Origin of the sequence: Streptomyces sp. NPDC057137 (assembly GCF_042670825.1) — a bacterium.
In the GTDB taxonomy this organism is placed as follows: domain Bacteria; phylum Actinomycetota; class Actinomycetes; order Streptomycetales; family Streptomycetaceae; genus Streptomyces.
The window spans coordinates 18,894-36,897 of record NZ_JBHUUW010000020.1; the positions used below are offsets into that span (position 1 = coordinate 18,894).

Genomic DNA, 18,004 nt, shown 5'->3' on the forward strand with positions numbered 1-18,004 from the left:
TGCGGTCGGCGGCGACAGCACACACAGTGGACGCATGACGCATCATGTGGTGGCCGTGGTCCAGCCGCCGTGCGGCGGCGGCCGACGGGTCTGGGTGGACGGCCATGACGCCGGTCGCGCGCGCCGGGCGGCCGACGTGGCGGAGCTGCTGCGCCGGGCAGGTATCGATCCCGCGCGGATGACCGACGCCGACACGGTCGAGTGGCGCGGCGGCGGTCCTCAGTCCTGGCGGTGACCCGCGCCGTCCCCGACCGTCCGCATGTCGTCCAGCGCCGCCCGCGCCCGTTCCGCCAGTCCGTCCGCGCCGCACGACTCGGCCAGCACCCGGCCCCGGCCGAGGTCCGGCGCCGATCGCGCGGCGATGCCGTACTCGACGCGTGCGACCGCCAGCTCGTACCGGCAAGGTGACGCTTCGAGGTGGGTGACGGCCTCGGCGAGCAGTTCGACCGCGGCCGGCCTCTCCGCCAGGGACGCCGAGCAGCACAGCGCGACACCGATCGCGGTGTGCGTGCCGAAGCGCTCGGCGCGGTCCCGGGCGTACGCGGCGAGTTCGGCCGCGCGCTCCGGGTTCACGTCCGCGAGTGCCCGCGCGAGATCGATCGCCCAGGTGGCCACCACCCCGTTGTGCCGGCCTCGGGCCGTCAACGCCCGCCCGGTGGTTTCGAGTTCGGCGATCGCCTCCTCCGTACGGCCGAGGGCGAGCAGCAGCCGGCCCCGGACGGACCGCGCGTCGGGGATGGCGAGGGAGGAGGCGTACGGCGGTTCGAAGGCGTAGCGCTCGGCGGCCTCGCGCGCCTCTTCGACGTGGCCGCGGGCGAGCAGCGTGTCGACGAGCATGCAGATGCCGTTCCAGTGCATCGGCAGCCGGTCGCCGACCCGGTCGGCGAGGCGCAGGCTCTCGCGCAGATACGTCTCCGCGTCGGCGAGACGGCCGCGTCTGCGGTGGGCGTAGCCGACGAGCGTATGGGCGAAGGCGAGATGGCCGCCGCTCCAGCCGGAGATCTCGAAGGCGCGCATGCCTTCGTCGAACAGGGTCTCGGCACGGTCGAGTTGGTCGGCGAAGGCGAAGGAGAGCGCGAGCAGGGCGGGTGGTTCGAAGCCCCAGGATGTGCTGGTCCAGCCGGTGCCGGGGGCGAGCGCGCCGTCGACCAGGGCGCGTTCGGCGATCTGGACGATCTCCTCGGCGTTCTCGCCCCGCGCCGTGGCGTCGAAGGCGCGCAGCATGAGCAGGACGCGTTCGGTGTTGTCGCGTCCGGTGAGTCCGGCGGCGGTCTCGGCGAGGCGGCGGGCGCGGGCCCTGCCGTCGTCCTCGGTGTCCTGGACGCCTTCCCACAGGAAGTGCGCGGCCTTGAGGCGCATATGGGCGGGTCCGGACGGGGTGCGGGCCGCTTCGGCGGCGACGACCCGGGCGGCTTCCCGTGTCTGGTCGTTGTGGGTGAGTGCCTGGGAGAGCCGGAAGACGGCGTCGACGCGCAGGCGCTCGTCGAGGAGTTGGGTGTCGATCGCGTCGCGGAGGTGGCCGACGGTGGTGGCCGGTGACGAGAGAAGGGTGGCGCAGCCCAGTTCGTACAGGACTTCGGCCCGTATCCGGGGCAACGGCGGTTCGGTCAGGGCGCGTTCGAGGCAGCGGCGGGCGGCGTCGGGGGCGCCGACCGCGAGGTGTTCGGCGGCGGCCTCGCGTAACTGCTGAACCAGTTCGGCGTCGTTGTCGGGGTGGACTTCGAGGAGGTGCCGGGCGGCGAGGGCGGCGCCCCGGCCACTGCGGGTGACGAGCCAGGCGGCCCGGCCGTGGAACGCGGTCCGGGTGGCGGAGGGGATGGCGCGGTAGACGGCGGTGGCGATGAGGGGGTGGACGAATTCCAGCGGGTCGGTGCCGATGAGGATGCGGGCCGTCCGGAGCCGTTCGGCGCAGTCGGCGGCCTCCGCGGGCCCCATTCCGGCGAGGGACACGACGAGTTCGAGGGAGATGTCGGTGCCGAGTATCGCGGCGGCCCAGGCGAAGCGGGTCGTGGTGGTGCCCAGCTCCTCCAGCCTGGCGATGAGGCCGGTGCCGCGGGTCATGGCGCCGAGCGCGCTGAGGGCGTCGGCGGATTTTCCGACGGGGTTCAGGGCCTCGTCCCGTGCCTTGGCGAGGAGTTCGACGGTTTCGTAGGCGTTCCCGCCGGTGACTTCCCACACCTCGCGGCAGAACGGGTCGTCCGCGTGCTCACCGAGCGTCGCGCGGGCGAGCTTCGCGGTGGCTTCGGAGGTGAGCGCCTTCAGGGTGACGAGCAGTCTGGCGCTCTCGCCGAGGGCCCGCAGGAGGTGGGCGCATTCGCCGATCGCGTCCTCGCTGCGGTACGCGACGACGACGAGGATCGGCGGGCCGCCCGTACGCCGGGCGAAGGACGCCAGCCAGGCGAGGGATTCCAGGTCGGACCAGTGCGCGTCGTCGACGATCACGACGAGCGGGGGCAGTGTCTCGGCGAGTCGGCGGAACAGGGTTTCCAGGCCGTCCCTGACGCCCTGCGGGTCGGCGGGCCGCTCGCCGGGCGGCGCGACTCCGAGGGCGGGGCCGACGATGTCGTACCCGTCGCCGAGCAGGTCCCGTACGTCGCCGGATCCGTGCGCCGTGAGGGCGGGCTGCAGCAGTTGCCGTACGACGTGGAACGGCACGGAGGTCACGGTTTCGCCGCCGCGCGCCGACCACACCGTGCAGCGGCCGGCCCCCATGCGCCGGACCTCGGAGAGCAGAGCGGTCTTGCCGAGTCCGGCGGCGCCCCGGTAGACGAGGAGTCCGCCGGTCGGTGTGTCTCCGAAGAGTCCCTCGACGGCGTTCGCGGCCGCGGCGATCTCGGGCTCGCGTTCGAGGAGTGGGAGGTCGACCGAACCCGAAGGCGGGGGCACCATCACCCTCCTTAGGTGAACGGGCGTGCAGGTCAGGTCACGACCCTAGCCCGCCCGTCCCGCGTGTGGGCAGGGATCGGCGCGGATCCGGACGATTTCGGCCGGTGCTGATCGATCACGTGTACGCGTCCGGTGTCTCTATGGTCACACCATGCGAGAAGAACTCACCAACCGCGCGGCGCCGTTGGTCTGGAAGGGCGTCAACTACAACACGGGAACGGACTATTCGGGCCGCGGCTCGGCCCCGCCGCCCTGGCCGGACGGGGTCGTACGGCGCCATATGGCCCTCATCCGGGGCGAGTTGCACGCGAACTCGGTCACCTTGTTCGGCACGGACATCGACCGGCTGACGGCGTACGCGGGCTTCGCCGCCGAGGCGGGCCTGCATGTCTGGTTGCAGCCCCGGCTCATCGAGGGCGACGCGGACGCGACGCTGGCGCATCTGGCGGCGACGGCCGAGGCGGCGGAGGGGCTGCGGCAACGCCACGGGGCCGTCGACCTCAACGTGGGCTGCGAGCTGACGATCTTCGGCTCGGGGCTCATGCCCGGCGACACGTTCGGCGAGCGCTCGGCCAAGCTGGCGGACCCGGAGTGGTGGCCGCGTATGCCGGAGTTCAGCGAGAGACTGAACGTGACCCTCGCCCGTGCGGTCGAGGTGGCCCGCGCGCGCTTCGGCGGCCGGCTGACGTACGGCGGCGCGCTGTGGGAGCAGGTGGACTGGTCGGGCTTCGACTTCGTCGGTCAGAACTACTACCGGACGGCCTACAACACCGAGCACTACACGGACGGCCTGCGCGCCCATCTGGACCGGGGAAAGCCGCTTCTGATCACCGAGTTCGGCTGCTGCACCTTCGAGGGCGCGGCGGCGGCCGGCCCGTCGGGCTTCGACATCATCGACTGGTCGGCGGATCCCCCGGTCCTCGACGGCCCCTATGTCCGCGCGGAACAGGAACAGGCCGACTACCTGACGGACCTGCTCGACCTGTACGAGGCGCACGGCGTCCACGGCGCGTACGTCTACGAGTTCGCCGCGTCGAAGCCGTACTCCCCGGACCCGGCGCGCGACTTGGACATGGGGAGCTTCGGTCTGCTGAAGGCGGTCGACGGCGGCTGGGAGCAGAAGGAGTCGTTCCGGGCGCTGGCGCGACGGTTCTCCTGATGCCTGTCGCTAGCGCTGGTTCCCGCCGCCGCCCCGGAGTGAGGACAGGACCAGGCGGCCGTAGCGGGTGGTGAGTGCCGCGGCCGTCGTGGCGATCGACAGGGCGAGGGCGGCGAGGAGATGGGGGACGGATTCGTCGCCGAGGACCTGGAGGACACCGAGCGCGGTGCCGAGCGGCAGGCCGAGGATGGTAAGGACTCCCAGGGCGCCGCTGATCTGCTGACTCTCCAGGGTCTGCACGAGTCTGCTGTAGTCGGCGGCCTCCGCGAGGATCTCGGCGAACCGGTCGGGGAGGCGGTGCTGGTGCTGGAAGGCGAGCAGCAGTCCGTTGGCGGGGCCGTGGGCGGTGAGGTGCTGGCGCCAGTAGGTGCTGCGGAAGCGGGCGATGTTCTTCTCCAGCGAGGTCACCCGGCGGGTGAGGCGTTCGGAGTCGAAGACCTCGGAGAGTTCTTCGGTCAGCTCGTCGATGTGGTCGCGCTGGAGCGACCCGAGCAGCAGGGCGTCGAGGTAGACGGTGCGGGCGTGCAGGGCGCCGAAGTCGTAGAAGTCTCCGTCACCGGTGTCGGCCCGGTGCCCGAGGAACGCGGCGCCGTGCCGTAGCACGAGGGCGCTCCAGTCGGCGGATATCCGCACGGTGGACGCGTCGTGGTGCGGGGCGCTCTCGGGGGCGAGCGGGAGGTCGCCCGGGTTCGACCGGGAGGCCAGCTGCCAGAGCCAGCGGTCGGCCGTCGGCGGCAGCAGCGCTTCGGGGTCCGGGCGCAGCGCCGGTGTGTGGTGGGCCTCGGGGGTCATGAACGCGACGGTGTACGGGCGGGCGAGGGCGAAGGTGCCTGCCCGGTCGCGTACGTCGGCGATGCCGTCGAGCAGCGCCGTGGGGTCGAGGGGGCCGGTGAGGGGTTCGGGTCCGGCGGTGGGGCGGTGGCCGATGGCTCGCAGGACGGGGAGCAGCGGCCCGTCGAGGGTGAAGTGCATTACGGCGAGGGCGTGTTGGGCGTTGCGGGCGGTGGCGGTGCGCAGGATCTCCAGGCCGAGGAGACGCAGGCCCCCGTGGGTGACGGAGAGGGGCCGGTGCCAGCGGCAGGGGCGGTCCGGGGTCCCGTAGAGGACGCGGGCGGAGGCGGGGGCGAAGTACCGGGACCGGGTGGCGGTGTCGGTGCGGCGGCTGCCGAGTTCGAACGGGTACGGCCCTTCGGCCCAGCCGGAGCCGGCGTCGGGTGTGCGGTGCAGCCGGACCGGCAGGACGACGGTGAGGGTCTGGCGTGCGCCGCTGACGGTTTCGAGGGCGAGATCGGGGTCGGAGCCGGGGCCGGTCATCGCCGCAGGCTACCGCGCGGCGGTCGGGGCGACGGCGGAGACGACCGGTGGCTGAGGAACGCCGCGTGGAAATCCGGGTCGGCGGGGAGTCCGGCGTTCTCGTAACCGCCTTGGTGTGCGGTGTATTCGGCGGGCCGCCGAATACACCGCCGAACCGACGATTTCGTAGAAGCGGTGGAAGAAACGCTAATGCGTCGCTGCCCCCGGCCCGGCCGTAAAGCCCCGGAGGTTGTGGCGTACCGGCGCGTCGATGCCGACGACTTCGGTCGGCGTCCAGTGGCGCATCTCTTCGATGGCATCGGCGTACGGCCGGATCTCGGTCCGGATCTCGGTGAAGAACGCACGGAATTCCTCGCTGGAGCTGAAAGTCCTTCAGAGGTCTCCGGGGGTCGGATCAGACAGAAGCGGCGATCCCGCACACTGAGCGACAAATGGTGCCGACGGCGGTGAACTGGTCGGCGACCGGCCGGAAGGCGGCGATTTCCCCCGCGTCCGGCGCAACGCCGTTATGCGTTTATGTTGCCTTCTCCTGGAAGCCGCGCCGTTTCCCCGGAAATACCGTGACCAGGGAATCCGTGCAGCCCACACCGGACTTCCGGCACTCGTCTCCCCGGTTGTCTCCTTCGACGAATCTGCACACCGAATACGCAGGCGAACACAGTCCGCCGCCAGGTCCGTACCTACTGCGGCCCACACGTACGGCCTTGATAGGGGAATGTCCATTTCGAGGCGGTCGGTCGCGTGAAGAAGCTGCCACCAAGCGATGGACATTCACGCACTTCGAGGTGGACCAACGCCACGGCCCGGCCCGCTCGTTCGGCATCGAGTTGGCTACTCGGCATGCCCGCGTGCTTTGATCCATCGCACTGCGGAAGTCACCCCCGGTGCCATTCGCCGGATATCCGAATCCTGATACCCGGAAATCCGAAGGAAGCGCCATGACGACCGCTGCGGCGGCCGGTGCGCCAGTACGGCGAAACCGGTCGCGGCCATTGTGAAAGCCATGCGAAGGGAATCTCACATCATGAACCACTCCCCCCAGGTTGAGACCCAGGAAATCTCCGACAGCGACCTCGACAACGTGTCGGGCGGTCTCGTCGGAGGCCTCGTCGGCACCGTCACGGGCACCGTTGACTCCATCGTCCCCGTCTCCAGCACGGTCGGCGGCGTCGTCGGCACCGTCGAGGGTGCCACCGGCATCAGCACGTCGGGTGTGACCGGTCTCGCCACGGGCCTGGTCTCCGGCCTCTGAGTTGAGACCCAGCTCTGCCGCGTCGGCCGTGTGCCCCGGGTCCCGGGCACACGGCCGACGCGGCGTCGGTCGTGGCCCACGCCGGCGAACGGGCGTGAGCGTCGGAACACCGAGCAATGAGGGAAGCGCGTCGTGCACTTTCGCCAACAGGCCCTTTCCAAGCTGCAGTCGCCCGAGGAGATCGATCTGCCGGTCCGCTTCGCGCGGCCCCAGGGCTGTCTCGTCCTGGCCGTCACGGTCGTCGTCATGACCGCCGCGGCCGTCTGGGCGGTGACCGGCAGCGTCTCGTCGACCCTCGGCGCACCCGGCATCCTCACCCACGCGCAGGGCAGTTACGTCCTCCAGAGCCCCGTCGCCGGCCAGATCACGGACGTACTCGCCGAGGAGGGCGAGCGGGTGTCCGCCAACTCCCCCCTCGTCAAGGTCCGTACCGCCGAGGGCAGCACCGTGGTCCGCACCATCGCCGCCGGACGGCTGACGACCCTGGTGGCCGCCGCCGGCTCCGTGATCACGACCGGCGCCGATGTCGCGGCGGTCGAACGGGTCGAGAACGCCGACGACCCGCTGAGCGTGATGCTGTACGCGCCCGCCGAGAGCGGAGCGACCGTACCCGTCGGCGCCTCCGTCGACGTCACCGTCCAGTCGGTGCCGAAGCAGCGGTACGGCGTGCTGCGCGGCCGGGTCGAAGCCGTCGGGCGGGTCGCCGAGACCAGCAGGCGCATCACCGGGTTCCTCGGCAGCACGCAGCTGGGCGAGCAGTTCTCCCGCGAGGGCCCACCTGTCGCCGTACTGGTGCGACTTGACGCATCGTCAGCCACCAAGTCCGGTTACGCCTGGTCGTCGCCGGACGGACCGCCGTACGCCGTCGAGTCCATGACCCTGGCCACCGGCTCCATCCGGCTGACCGAACAGCACCCGATCGATTGGCTGCTCCCGTGAGCCCGCGGCGGCACCAGCTTCCCCCGGCCCCGCGGAAGCACCAGCAGCGCAAGCACCAGCAGCCGCCGCCCGGACGGCGCCGTGCCGCCAAGCGCGCCCGGACGGCCGCCGGGACGCCCAGGCCCAAGGCCGTCCGCACCCCCACCGTCCTCCAGATGGAGGCCCTGGAGTGCGGCGCGGCCTCCCTCGCCATGGTGCTGGCCCACTTCGGCCGCCATGTCCCCCTGGAGGAGCTGCGCATCGCGTGCGGTGTGTCGCGCGACGGCTCGCGCGCCTCCAATCTCCTGAAGGCGGCGCGTAGTTACGGCCTCCAGGCCAAGGGCATGCAGATGGAGGCGGAAGCCCTCGCCGAGGTCCGGGCGCCCGCGATCCTGTTCTGGGAGTTCAACCACTACGTGGTGTACGACGGCATGGGCCGCAGGCCCGGCGGCCGGGGTGTGCACATCAACGACCCCGACAAGGGCCGCCGTTTCGTCCCGGCGGACGACTTCGACACCAGCTTCACGGGCGTGGTCCTCGTCTTCGAGCCGACCGCCGACTTCCGCCGGGGCGGCCGTAAGCCCGGAATCATGAGCGCCATGCCCGCGCGTCTGCGCGGCACGGCCGGCACCCTGCTGGCCGCGCTGCTCGCCAGCCTGCTGCTGGTGGCGGTGGGCGCGGCGGTGCCCGCGCTGAGCCGTACGTACATCGACATGTTCCTGATAGGTGGTCAGACGTCCCTCCTGGGAACGCTGTTCGCGGCCATGGCGACGATGGTGGTACTCACCGCCGTACTGACCGGGCTCCAACAGGCGAACCTGCTGCGCGGGCGTGTCATCTCGTCCACCCTGAGCGGTGCCCGGTTCCTGCGGCATCTGCTGCGGCTGCCGGTCACGTTCTTCGCTCAGCGCAGCCCCGCCGACCTCGTCCAGCGGCTCCAGTCCAACGACGCGGTGGCCGAGACACTGGCGCGGGACCTGGCGGCGGCGGGTGTGGACGGGGTCGTGGTGATCCTGTACGCGGCGCTTCTGTGGTCGTACGACCCCCAACTCACCGTCGTCGGCGTGCTGATGGCGCTGCTCAACGTCGTCGCGATGCGCATCGTGATCCAGTTGCGCGCCACCGGTACGCGCAAACTGCGGGCGGACAGCGCGCGGCTCACCAACACCTCGTACACCGGCCTTCAGTTGATCGAGACGATGAAGGCGACCGGCGGCGAGAACGGGTACTTCCGGCGGTGGGCGGGGCAGCACGCGACGACGCTGGAGGAGCAGCAGAAGCTCGGTGTGCCCAGCGCCGCGCTGGCCGTGGTCGCGCCCACGCTCGCGACGCTCAACAGCGCGCTGATCCTCTGGATCGGCGGGCTGCGGGCGGTGGAGGGGGCCATCTCGATCGGTCTGCTCGTCGCGTTCCAGGCGCTGGTGGTGCGGTTCACCGCGCCGATCACCCGGCTGAACGGGGTGGCTGGCCGGATCCAGGACTTCGCCGCCGACGTGGCCCGGCTGAAGGACGTCGAGAGCTTTCCCGTCGACCCGCTCTACTCGCGGCAGCAGCCGGACGCGAGTACGCGACGGCTGACGGGCCATGTGGAGCTGGAGAGCGTCGTGTTCGGCTACAGCCCGCTGGACGCACCGCTGCTCGACGGCTTCTCCCTGACGGTGGGGCCGGGGCAGCAGGTCGCGCTGGTCGGCGGTTCCGGGAGCGGCAAGTCCACGGTCTCCAGGCTCATTTCGGGTCTCTACAGCCCGTGGGAGGGCACGATCCGTATCGACGGGCAGCGCCTGGAGGACATCTCCCGCAGCGCGCTCGCCGCGTCGGTGTCCTTCGTCGACCAGGACGTCTTCCTCTTCGAGGGCACCGTCCGGGACAACGTCGCCCTGTGGGACCCCTCGATACCCGACGACGCCGTCGTCACCGCACTCAAGGACGCCGCGCTCTACGACGACGTGATCGCGCGCCGCCCCGAGGGCATCCACAGCAGGGTCGAGCAGGACGGCCGTAACTTCTCCGGCGGTCAGCGCCAGCGGCTGGAGATCGCCCGCGCGCTGGTCAGGCGCCCGAGCATTCTGGTACTCGACGAGGTGACGAGCGCGCTGGACGCCGAGACGGAGCGCGTGATCATCGACAACCTGCGGCGGCGCGGCTGCGCGTGCGTGGTGATCGCACACCGGCTGAGCACGGTGCGCGACAGCGACGAGATCGTGGTGCTCGACCACGGGGCGGTCGTGGAGCGCGGCAGGCACGAGGAGCTGGTCGCCGCCGGGGGGCCGTACGCGCACCTGGTGAAGGAGTACTGACGTGGCTTCCCCGACGGCGGGGGCGGGAGCGGGAGCCGGAGCGGCGGCAGGGGCGGGAGCAGGGCCGGGTGGGACGGGCATCGACCCGGTGATCCACGCCCTCGGGGCGCTGGGCACACCGGTCGACTGCGCCGGCCTGCGCAACGTGCCGCTGGAGGGCCCGCATGTGCTGTGGCTCGTCGTCGGGGGCGCGCTCGACCTGTTCGCCGTCGACGCGGCGGAGCGGGGGCAGTGGCATTTCCTCGGCCGCCTGGAAGCGGGGACGCTGCTCCTCGGGCCGGTCGAGGGCCCCTGGCACACGTTGCTGAGCAGGCCGTCGCAGGACTGCGCGCTGCGGCGGATCGCGTTGCGGGAGCTGTACGCGCCGCCACCCGCCCCGTACATGGATCCGTACACCGACCCGTACACCGCCACCTACACCGATCCGTACGCGGCCCCGGTCCCGACCCCCCTGGAGCACGCCTTCGCCCTCGGCGCCGCGCGCGGCCTCGGCGCGCTGTTCCAGACGCCGCTCGACACCCGCCCGTCCACCGAGGGTGCCGTGTCCGACGACGACGTGCTGTGGATGCCGGTCTCGCCCGGCAGCGTGCGGTACGGCGCCTCGTACAGCGCGGACGCGGCGGGCGATCTGCTCGTCGACGGCGCGATGTGGCAGCGGATGATCAACCAGCAGCACCGGCTGCTGTCGGCCGTCGACCACTGGATCGAGCGGCAGGAGCGCGCGCACGAGGACCGAACTGCCGCCGGGATCAAGGCCGGTGAGGCGGTACGTGCGCGGGCGGACGAGGCGCTGGTGGCGTCCATCGGCCGCCCCGGCAGCGGGGGCGACGACGTGGGCGCGGCCGGTGGCGACGCCGCCCGCGACGCGACGTTCGCGGTCTGCCAGCTGGTCGCGGCGGCCTCCGGCATCACCCTCTCCGACCACTCCCGCAGCGCGGGCACCCCCCTCGACGACCGCGTCGGCCCGGTCGAACGCATCGCGGTCGCCTCCCGGATCCGTACCCGCGCCGTCCGGCTCGACGGCCCGTGGTGGCGGACCGACTCCGGACCGCTGGTGGGCCATCGGGCCAAGTCCGGCGCCCCGGTGGCGCTGCTCCGGCGGCGCGGCCGTTACGAGGCGGTCAACCCGGCCACCGGGGCGCGGCTGCGCGTCGGCGCGCACAACGCCGACGACTTCGAGCCGCGCGCCGTGATGTTCTACCGCCCGCTGCCCGAAGAGGCCATGACACCTTGGCGGTTGCTCCGCTTCGGGCTGCGCGGCAACGGCGTGGATCTGCGCAATCTGGTGCTGACCACCCTCGTCACCGTGGGTCTCGGCGCACTGGTGCCGCTCGCGACCGGACGGGTGCTCGGCGAGTACGTGCCGAGTGCCCGGACCGATCTGATCACGCAGGTCTCGCTCGCCGTCATGATCACCGGCATCGTCTCCGCCTCCTTCATGCTGACGCAGAGCCTCACCATCCTGCGGATGGAGGGCCGTATCGAGAGCACGCTCCAACCCGCCGTGTGGGACCGGCTGTTGAGGCTGCCGACGAAGTTCTTCGCCGAGCGTTCCACCGGTGAACTCGCGAGCGCGGCGATGGGCGTCAGCGCGATCCGCCGGGTGCTGTCGGGCCTCGGGCCGGTGCTCGTGCAATCGGCGGCGGTGGGCGCGATGAGCCTCGTGCTGCTGCTGGTCCACAGTGTCCCGCTCGCCCTGGCGGCGATGGGCATGCTGGTCGTCATCGGCGCCGTGTTCCTCGGCATGGGGCTGTGGCAACTGCGCTGGCAGCGGCAGTTGGTCGAACTCGGCAACAAGCTCAACAACCAGGCGTTCCAGACCCTGCGCGGGCTCCCGAAGCTGCGGGTCGCCGCGGCCGAGGGCTTCGCGTACGCGGCGTGGGCGCGCGGCTTCGCCCGCTCGCGCGAACTCCAGCAGCGGGCGGGCCGGATCAAGAATCTGACGACGGTCCTGGACGCGGTGTATCTGCCGTTCTGCTCCCTCGTGATGTTCATGCTGCTGGCCGGACCGGCGCGCGGCACGATGTCGGCCGCCGAGTTCCTGACCTTCAACACCGCGGTGACCATGCTGCTGACCTCCGTCACCCAGCTCACCGGCGCGCTGGTGTCGGTGGCCGCTGTGCTGCCCATGTTCGAGCAGCTCAAGCCGGTCCTGGACGAGGCGCCCGAGGTCGGTGACACGGGCGCCCGGCCCGGCGTGCTGACCGGCGGGATCGAGGCCCGGAAGCTCTCCTTCCGCTACACCGACGACGGCCCGCTGGTGCTCGACGACGTGTCGCTGCGGATGGAGCCCGGCGAGTTCGTGGCGGTCGTCGGCCCCAGCGGCTGCGGCAAGTCGACGCTGCTGCGGCTGCTGATCGGCTTCGACCGGCCGGTCACGGGAAGCGTGCTGTACGACGGCCAGGACCTGGCCGCTCTCGACCGGGCGGCCGTACGCCGCCAGTGCGGTGTCGTCCTGCAGAACGCGCAGCCGCTCACCGGCTCCATCTGGGACTGCGTCTGCGGCGCCGAGACGTTCTCGCAGGAGGAGGTCTGGGAGGCCGTCGAGATGGCGGGGCTGGCGGCGGACATCAAACGCATGCCGATGGGCCTGCACACCATGATCGCCGGAGGCGGCGCCATCTCCGGCGGCCAGCGCCAGCGCCTGATGATCGCCCAGGCACTGGTCCGCCGCCCGCGTCTGCTCTTCCTGGACGAGGCCACCAGCGCGCTGGACAACGAGACCCAGCGGATCGTGATCGAGAGCACCCGCAAGCTGAACGCGGGCCGCCTGGTGATCGCCCACCGGCTGTCGACGGTCCTCGACGCGGACCGCGTGCTGGTCATGGACGCGGGGCGAATCGTCGAACAGGGCCCGCCCGCCGCCCTGTTGGCGGACACCGGCGGCAGACTGCACGAACTGGTACGGCGTCAGCTGGCCTGATCGCCGGTGCGACGCGGGCGGTCAGCCGTCAGTGAGCGGGGGGCGCGTGCGCGTGCGGGGGCGGCGCGTGGTCGAATCGAGTCGGAAATCCACGAGAAGGGTGGCCGGTGGCTGACGGCGCGGGATCGAACTGGGCGGGGAACATCGTCTTCTCCGCCGACCGGGTGCACCGCCCGGCCACGCTCGACGAGCTGCGCGCGCTCGTCGCGGGCAGCTCGCGCGTACGGGCGCTGGGCAGCGGCCACTCGTTCAACCGCATCGCCGACACCGACGGCGCCCTGGTCTCGCTCGCCGAGCTGCCCCGGACCGTGGACGTCGACACGGCCGCCGGTACGGTGCGCGTCGCGGGCGGCGTACGGTACGCGGAACTGGCCCGGAAGGTGCACGACCAGGGTCTTGCCCTGCACAACATGGCGTCCCTCCCGCACATCTCGGTGGCGGGGTCGGTCGCCACCGGCACGCACGGGTCCGGTGACGCCTCCGGTTCGCTCGCGACCGCCGTACGCGCCGTGGAGCTGGTCACCGCGGACGGCGACTCGCTGACGCTGGACCGGGAGCGGGACGCCGACCGCTTCGCCGGTTCCGTGGTGGCGCTCGGCGCGCTCGGGGTGGTCACCTCGCTCACCCTGGACCTGGTTCCGGCCTTCGACGTACGGCAGTCCGTCCACACCGGGCTGCCGCTGGCCGTGCTGGAGGAGCACTTCGACGCGATCACCTCGGCGGCGTACAGCGTGAGTCTGTTCACCGACTGGAGCGCCCCGCGCTTCGGTCAGGTCTGGCTGAAGCGCCTCGCCGGCCCCGCGCCGGACTCCCCCGAACCGGACTTCCCCTGGGCCGAACCGGCGACCGGGCCCATGCATCCCGTGCCCGGCATGCCCGCGACGTACTGCACCGAGCAGCGCGGGGTGCCGGGGCCGTGGCACGCCCGACTGCCGCACTTCCGGGCCGAGTTCACCCCCAGCAACGGGGAGGAGCTGCAGTCCGAGTATCTGGTGCCGCGCCGGCACGCCGTCGCGGCGCTACGGGCGGTGGCCGGGCTGGGACCGGTGATGGCGCCCGTGCTCCAGGTCTGCGAGGTGCGCACCGTGGCCGCCGACGAGCTGTGGCTGAGCCCGGCCGAGGGCCGGGACACGGTCGCGCTGCACTTCACCTGGGTCAAGGACACGGCGTCGGTGGTGCCGGTGATCACGCGGCTGGAAGCGGCGCTGGAGGGTCTCGACGCGCGGCCGCACTGGGGCAAGGTGTTCACGACGGCGCCGGCCGAGCTGCGCGGCCGTTACCCGCGTATGGCGGACTTCCTGGCGCTGCGCGATTCCCTGGACCCGGCGGGCAAGTTCATGAACAACTTCCTGCGCCGACTGCTGTTCGAGGACTGATCACGAGGGCTGATCACGAGGGCTGATCACAAGCCTCCGTTCCCTGGCCCTTCACCTTCGTTCCTGGCCGGAAGAGCGTCGGGCCGTGGCCGAACACCGCCAATTTGCCAACATCGTTGCGCAATCCCTCGCCGAAGGCACCGGCCGGTGGTATCTACAACAGGGCCGCCACTCACCCCCCGCACCTCCCTCCATGCGCGCACGCACCACCGGACGCACCACGCGCACCCCCCATTCCCCGGCGGCCCGTAGGAAGGACCTGCCTTGCGAAGAACTGCCTCACGCCGTACGCAAGCTCTCCTCAGCCTCCTCGTGTTCGCCGTCACGGCGGCACTCATGACCCTCACCCAGGCCCCCGCGACCGCCGCACCGGCCGCTCCCGCGGCTCCCACGGAGTCCAACGGCGGCGTCCGGATCATGCCGCTCGGCGACTCGATCACCCACGGGCACAACATCCCCGGCGGCTACCGCATCAATCTCTGGCAGCATCTCGCCGGCGGCGGCTACACGGTCGACTTCGTCGGCTCGCAGGTCAACGGTCCGCCGGAGCTGGGCGACCACGACCACCAGGGCCACTCGGGCTGGCGCATCGACCAGCTCCGTTCGAACATCGACGGCTGGCTCGCCGCGAGCGACCCGCGCACGATCATGCTCCAGATCGGCACGAACGATGTGAACCAGAACTACGACCTGGCCAACGCCCCGGCCCGGCTCTCCGACCTCATCGACCGCATCCTCCAACAGAAGCCGCGGATCGAGCTGTTCGTCGCGACGATCACGCCGGAGACGAACGCCGGCCTCGAAGCCCGGGTGAAGACGTTCAACGCGGCGCTGCCCGCCATCGTCAACAGCAAGGGTCCACGCGTCCACTTGGTTGACATGTACAGGGCATTGACGGTGGCCGACCTCGCCGACGGCGTGCACCCCAACGCCGGGGGCTACGCCAAGATGGCGACCGTCTGGTACAACGCGCTGCGCTCGGTGCCCGCCAGCCTCGTCCCGCTCGCGGCAACCGGTCAGGGCACGCTCGTCAACGCGCAGTCGGGCCGCTGCCTCGACGTCGACGGCGCCGTGACGACCACGGGCACGCGGACGGTCGTCTACGACTGCCACCGCAGGTCGAACCAGCAGTGGGCCCGCACGGCCACCAACGAGCTGCGCGTGTACGGCAACCGCTGCCTGGACGCGAGCGGCGCCGCCACGGCCGACGGCACCCCGGTCATCATCTGGGACTGCCGCGGCACGGCCAATCAGCAGTGGCGCGTCAACGCGGACGGCACCGTCGTCGGCGTCGCTTCCGGCAAGTGCCTGACGCCGACGGCCGGCGGAACGGCCAACGGTACGAAGCTGGAGCTGCGCACCTGCGCCGGCGGCGCCGGCCAGCGGTGGACCATGGCCGCCTAGTTCCGCGGCGGTTCGACGCGGCGGTTCACCTCGGTTCACGATCCACCGCACCACCGACCGCAGGACGCACCGCACCACCGTCCCGATATCGCCGGGCGCGCCGAATTCGGCCGCCCGGCGATGTCGTACCCCCGTGGAATCATGTCGCTCGACCGGAATTCGACCGGTCGCGGTGAACCACGAGAGGCGTCATGGGCGACGGAGCGGGGCCTGAGGGGAAGCTGGTGCCGGTGGGCGGCGGCGCGCGCGCCGTGCTCGACCGGGCCGACCGGCTGCTCGCCTCGGCGCGCCGGGTGGCCGCCGATCACGCCGACGTACGCGGCGGTGTCCTGAGCGCCATCACCCCGCTGCGCGACGCCCTGGTCCGCCAGGAACTGGCGGGCATCCCCGTCTCACGGCTGGCCGATGTCACCGAGGGCCGGCTCCGGCTGGGCACGCTCGAACAGGCCGGGTACACCGATGTCGGGAAGGTGCTCGGAGCGACGGCGTACGAGCTCCGCGGCGTTCCCGGCATCGGCACGCAGAGCGCGGGTCACGCCATCGCCGCCGCGCGGCGGCTCGCGGAGGCCATGGCGGAGCACGTCGCCGTCCGGCTGGACGCCGACGACATCGACGATCCGCACGCCACCACCCTGGTCACCGCGTTGAGCCGGCTGGTGAACGCGGGACCCGACATCCCCCGCGCCCTCGCGGCGGCGGCGCGGATCGACGCCGAACTCGCCCCGCTGCTGCCCCGGGCACGCCCGGCCGGCGACCGGCTGCGCATGCTGGTCACCGGCAAGCGGCGCAGGCAACTGGCGCAGCGGGCCGTCCAGTTGGTCGACGCCTTCCTCGACGACGCCGCCGATCGTGAGGTCCCGCTCCTGCTCGCCCAAGCGGCCACGGATCTGCTGCGGCCCGTCCTCCCGGCGGACGAGGCGTGGCTCGACTTCCAGGTGCGGCCCGCCGACTATCTCGTCCTCCTGGCCGAACTCTCCGACGTCACCCCGGACGTCGACGCGACCGAGGGCTTCCTGCCCGGTGACATCTCGGAGCGCGTGCGCACACAGCGGCTGGACGACACCCACCGGCGGGTGTCACTGCGCGGCTATCAGGCGTTCGGGGCCCGGTTCGCGCTGGCCCAGCGCCGGGTGATCCTGGGCGACGAGATGGGTCTGGGCAAGACCATCCAGGCGATCGCGGCCCTCGCGCACCTCAAGGCCGAAGGCCGTACACACTTCCTGGTGGTCTGCCCGGCCAGCGTCGTCATCAACTGGATCCGCGAGATCGAGTCCCGCAGCACGCTGCGCGCGTACCGGGTGCACGGCCAGGACCGGTCGGTGGCGCTGGGGCAGTGGACGCGGCACGGGGACGTCGCGGTCACGACGTACGACCTCCTCGGCTCCCTCACGGTCCCCGACGATGTGACGGTCGGGATGCTCGTCGTGGACGAGGCGCACTATGTGAAGAATCCCGAGACCCGGCGCTCCCGGACCGTGGAGGGCTGGACGGCGCGTACGGACCATGTCCTGTTCCTGACCGGGACGCCCATGGAGAACCGGGTCGGCGAGTTCCGCAATCTGGTGCGCCATCTGCGGCCCGAGCTGCTGCCCGGCATCCGTGACGGCGACGCGGCCATCGGCTCCGAGATCTTCCGCAAGGCGGTCGCGCCCGCGTATCTGCGCCGTAACCAGCAGGACGTCCTGACCGAACTGCCCGAGCTGCAACAGGTCGACGAGTGGGAGGAGTTCAGCCCCGCCGCGCGCGCCGCCTACCGGCAGGCCGTGACGGACGGGAACTTCATGGCCATGCGGCGCGCGGCGTACGCCGATCCGGCCACGTCGGCCAAGCTCCGGCGGCTGCGTGAACTCGTCGCCGAGGCCGCGTCGAACGGTCTGAAGGTCGTCGTCTTCTCCTTCTTCCGCGAGGTGCTGACGGCCGCGGAGGAAGCACTCCGCCCGGCCTCCACCGCCGGCTCCGCTCCAACCGTCTTCGGTCCGCTCAACGGCCGGGTGCCCACCGCCCGGCGGCAGGAGCTGGTGGACGGCTTCGCCGAGGCGTCCGGGCACGCGGTCCTGCTCAGCCAGATCCAGTCGGGCGGCACCGGCCTCAATCTGCAGGCCGCGTCCGTGGTCATCCTGTGCGAGCCACAGGTCACCCACACGCTGGAGACCCAGGCCGTCGCCCGCGCGCACCGCATGGGGCAGATACGCCATGTCCAGGTCCACCGGCTGCTGACCGCCGACAGTGTCGACCAGCGGATGCTGCACCTGCTGGGCACGAAGCAGCGCCTCTTCGACGCGTACGCCCGGCACAGCGACGTCGCGGAGTCCACGCCCGACGCGGTCGACATCTCGGAGCAGTCGCTGGCCCGGCAGATCGTCGCGGAGGAGCAGGAGCGCATGGCGCTCCTGCCGGGCCCCGCCGCTCCCACCCTCTGACGGACCGTCCGACGCCCCTGCCGTGACCGGCGGGGGCGTTCGTCGTGCCCCGCAC

The 18,004-nt window shown here is 71.8% G+C and carries 11 protein-coding genes; 9 read left to right on the top strand and 2 right to left on the bottom strand.

All coding sequences use genetic code 11. The features are described from left to right. The first annotated feature begins 34 nt into the window (after positions 1 to 34). Positions 35 to 235, top strand: coding sequence for a hypothetical protein (locus ACFT9I_RS18275; protein ID WP_382565363.1), 201 nt, complete (start codon positions 35 to 37; stop codon positions 233 to 235). On the opposite strand, the gene ACFT9I_RS18280 is transcribed toward ACFT9I_RS18275, so the two are convergent. Next, the gene (locus ACFT9I_RS18280; protein ID WP_382565365.1) at positions 220 to 2,889 is read right to left on the bottom strand and encodes an ATP-binding protein; all 2,670 of its coding nucleotides are present in this window, start codon (positions 2,887 to 2,889) and stop codon (positions 220 to 222) included. The two genes, ACFT9I_RS18275 and ACFT9I_RS18280, sit on opposite strands and share 16 nt — an antisense overlap. 148 nt (positions 2,890 to 3,037) lie before the next feature. Between ACFT9I_RS18280 and ACFT9I_RS18285 the strand changes: the two genes are divergently transcribed. After that, a complete protein-coding gene (locus ACFT9I_RS18285) occupies positions 3,038 to 4,045 on the top strand; it encodes an abortive infection protein (protein ID WP_382565367.1) in 1,008 nt (335 codons plus the stop codon). A 9-nt stretch (positions 4,046 to 4,054) separates the two neighbouring features. On the opposite strand, the gene ACFT9I_RS18290 is transcribed toward ACFT9I_RS18285, so the two are convergent. Continuing rightward, on the bottom strand, positions 4,055 to 5,359 hold the full coding sequence (locus ACFT9I_RS18290) for a hypothetical protein (RefSeq protein WP_382565369.1): 1,305 nt from the start codon (positions 5,357 to 5,359) through the stop codon (positions 4,055 to 4,057). Positions 5,360 to 6,383: 1,024 nt separating this feature from the next. Between ACFT9I_RS18290 and ACFT9I_RS18295 the strand changes: the two genes are divergently transcribed. From ACFT9I_RS18295 to ACFT9I_RS18325, 7 genes are all read left to right on the top strand, one after another. Continuing rightward, positions 6,384 to 6,611, top strand: a complete 228-nt coding sequence (locus ACFT9I_RS18295; RefSeq protein ID WP_382565371.1) for a type A2 lantipeptide — start codon at positions 6,384 to 6,386, stop codon at positions 6,609 to 6,611. Positions 6,612 to 6,743: 132 nt separating this feature from the next. Beyond that, a complete protein-coding gene (locus ACFT9I_RS18300; protein ID WP_382565373.1) occupies positions 6,744 to 7,550 on the top strand; it encodes a hypothetical protein in 807 nt (268 codons plus the stop codon). Further along, positions 7,535 to 9,826 (top strand): NHLP family bacteriocin export ABC transporter peptidase/permease/ATPase subunit, encoded by a 2,292-nt coding sequence (locus tag ACFT9I_RS18305; protein ID WP_382565375.1) that lies wholly within the window; start codon positions 7,535 to 7,537, stop codon positions 9,824 to 9,826. The genes ACFT9I_RS18300 and ACFT9I_RS18305 overlap by 16 nt, the downstream gene beginning before the upstream one ends. Positions 9,827 to 9,905: 79 nt before the next feature. Continuing rightward, positions 9,906 to 12,749, top strand: a complete 2,844-nt coding sequence (locus tag ACFT9I_RS18310) for an NHLP bacteriocin export ABC transporter permease/ATPase subunit (RefSeq protein ID WP_382565458.1) — start codon at positions 9,906 to 9,908, stop codon at positions 12,747 to 12,749. A gap of 107 nt (positions 12,750 to 12,856) precedes the next feature. Next, the gene (locus ACFT9I_RS18315; protein WP_382565377.1) at positions 12,857 to 14,125 is read left to right on the top strand and encodes a D-arabinono-1,4-lactone oxidase; all 1,269 of its coding nucleotides are present in this window, start codon (positions 12,857 to 12,859) and stop codon (positions 14,123 to 14,125) included. A gap of 264 nt (positions 14,126 to 14,389) precedes the next feature. Then, positions 14,390 to 15,529: a ricin-type beta-trefoil lectin domain protein gene (locus tag ACFT9I_RS18320; RefSeq protein ID WP_382565379.1), complete on the top strand. Its 1,140-nt coding sequence runs from the start codon at positions 14,390 to 14,392 to the stop codon at positions 15,527 to 15,529. A 191-nt stretch (positions 15,530 to 15,720) separates the two neighbouring features. Continuing rightward, positions 15,721 to 17,949, top strand: coding sequence for a DEAD/DEAH box helicase (locus ACFT9I_RS18325; RefSeq protein WP_382565381.1), 2,229 nt, complete (start codon positions 15,721 to 15,723; stop codon positions 17,947 to 17,949). Positions 17,950 to 18,004: the final 55 nt, after the last annotated feature.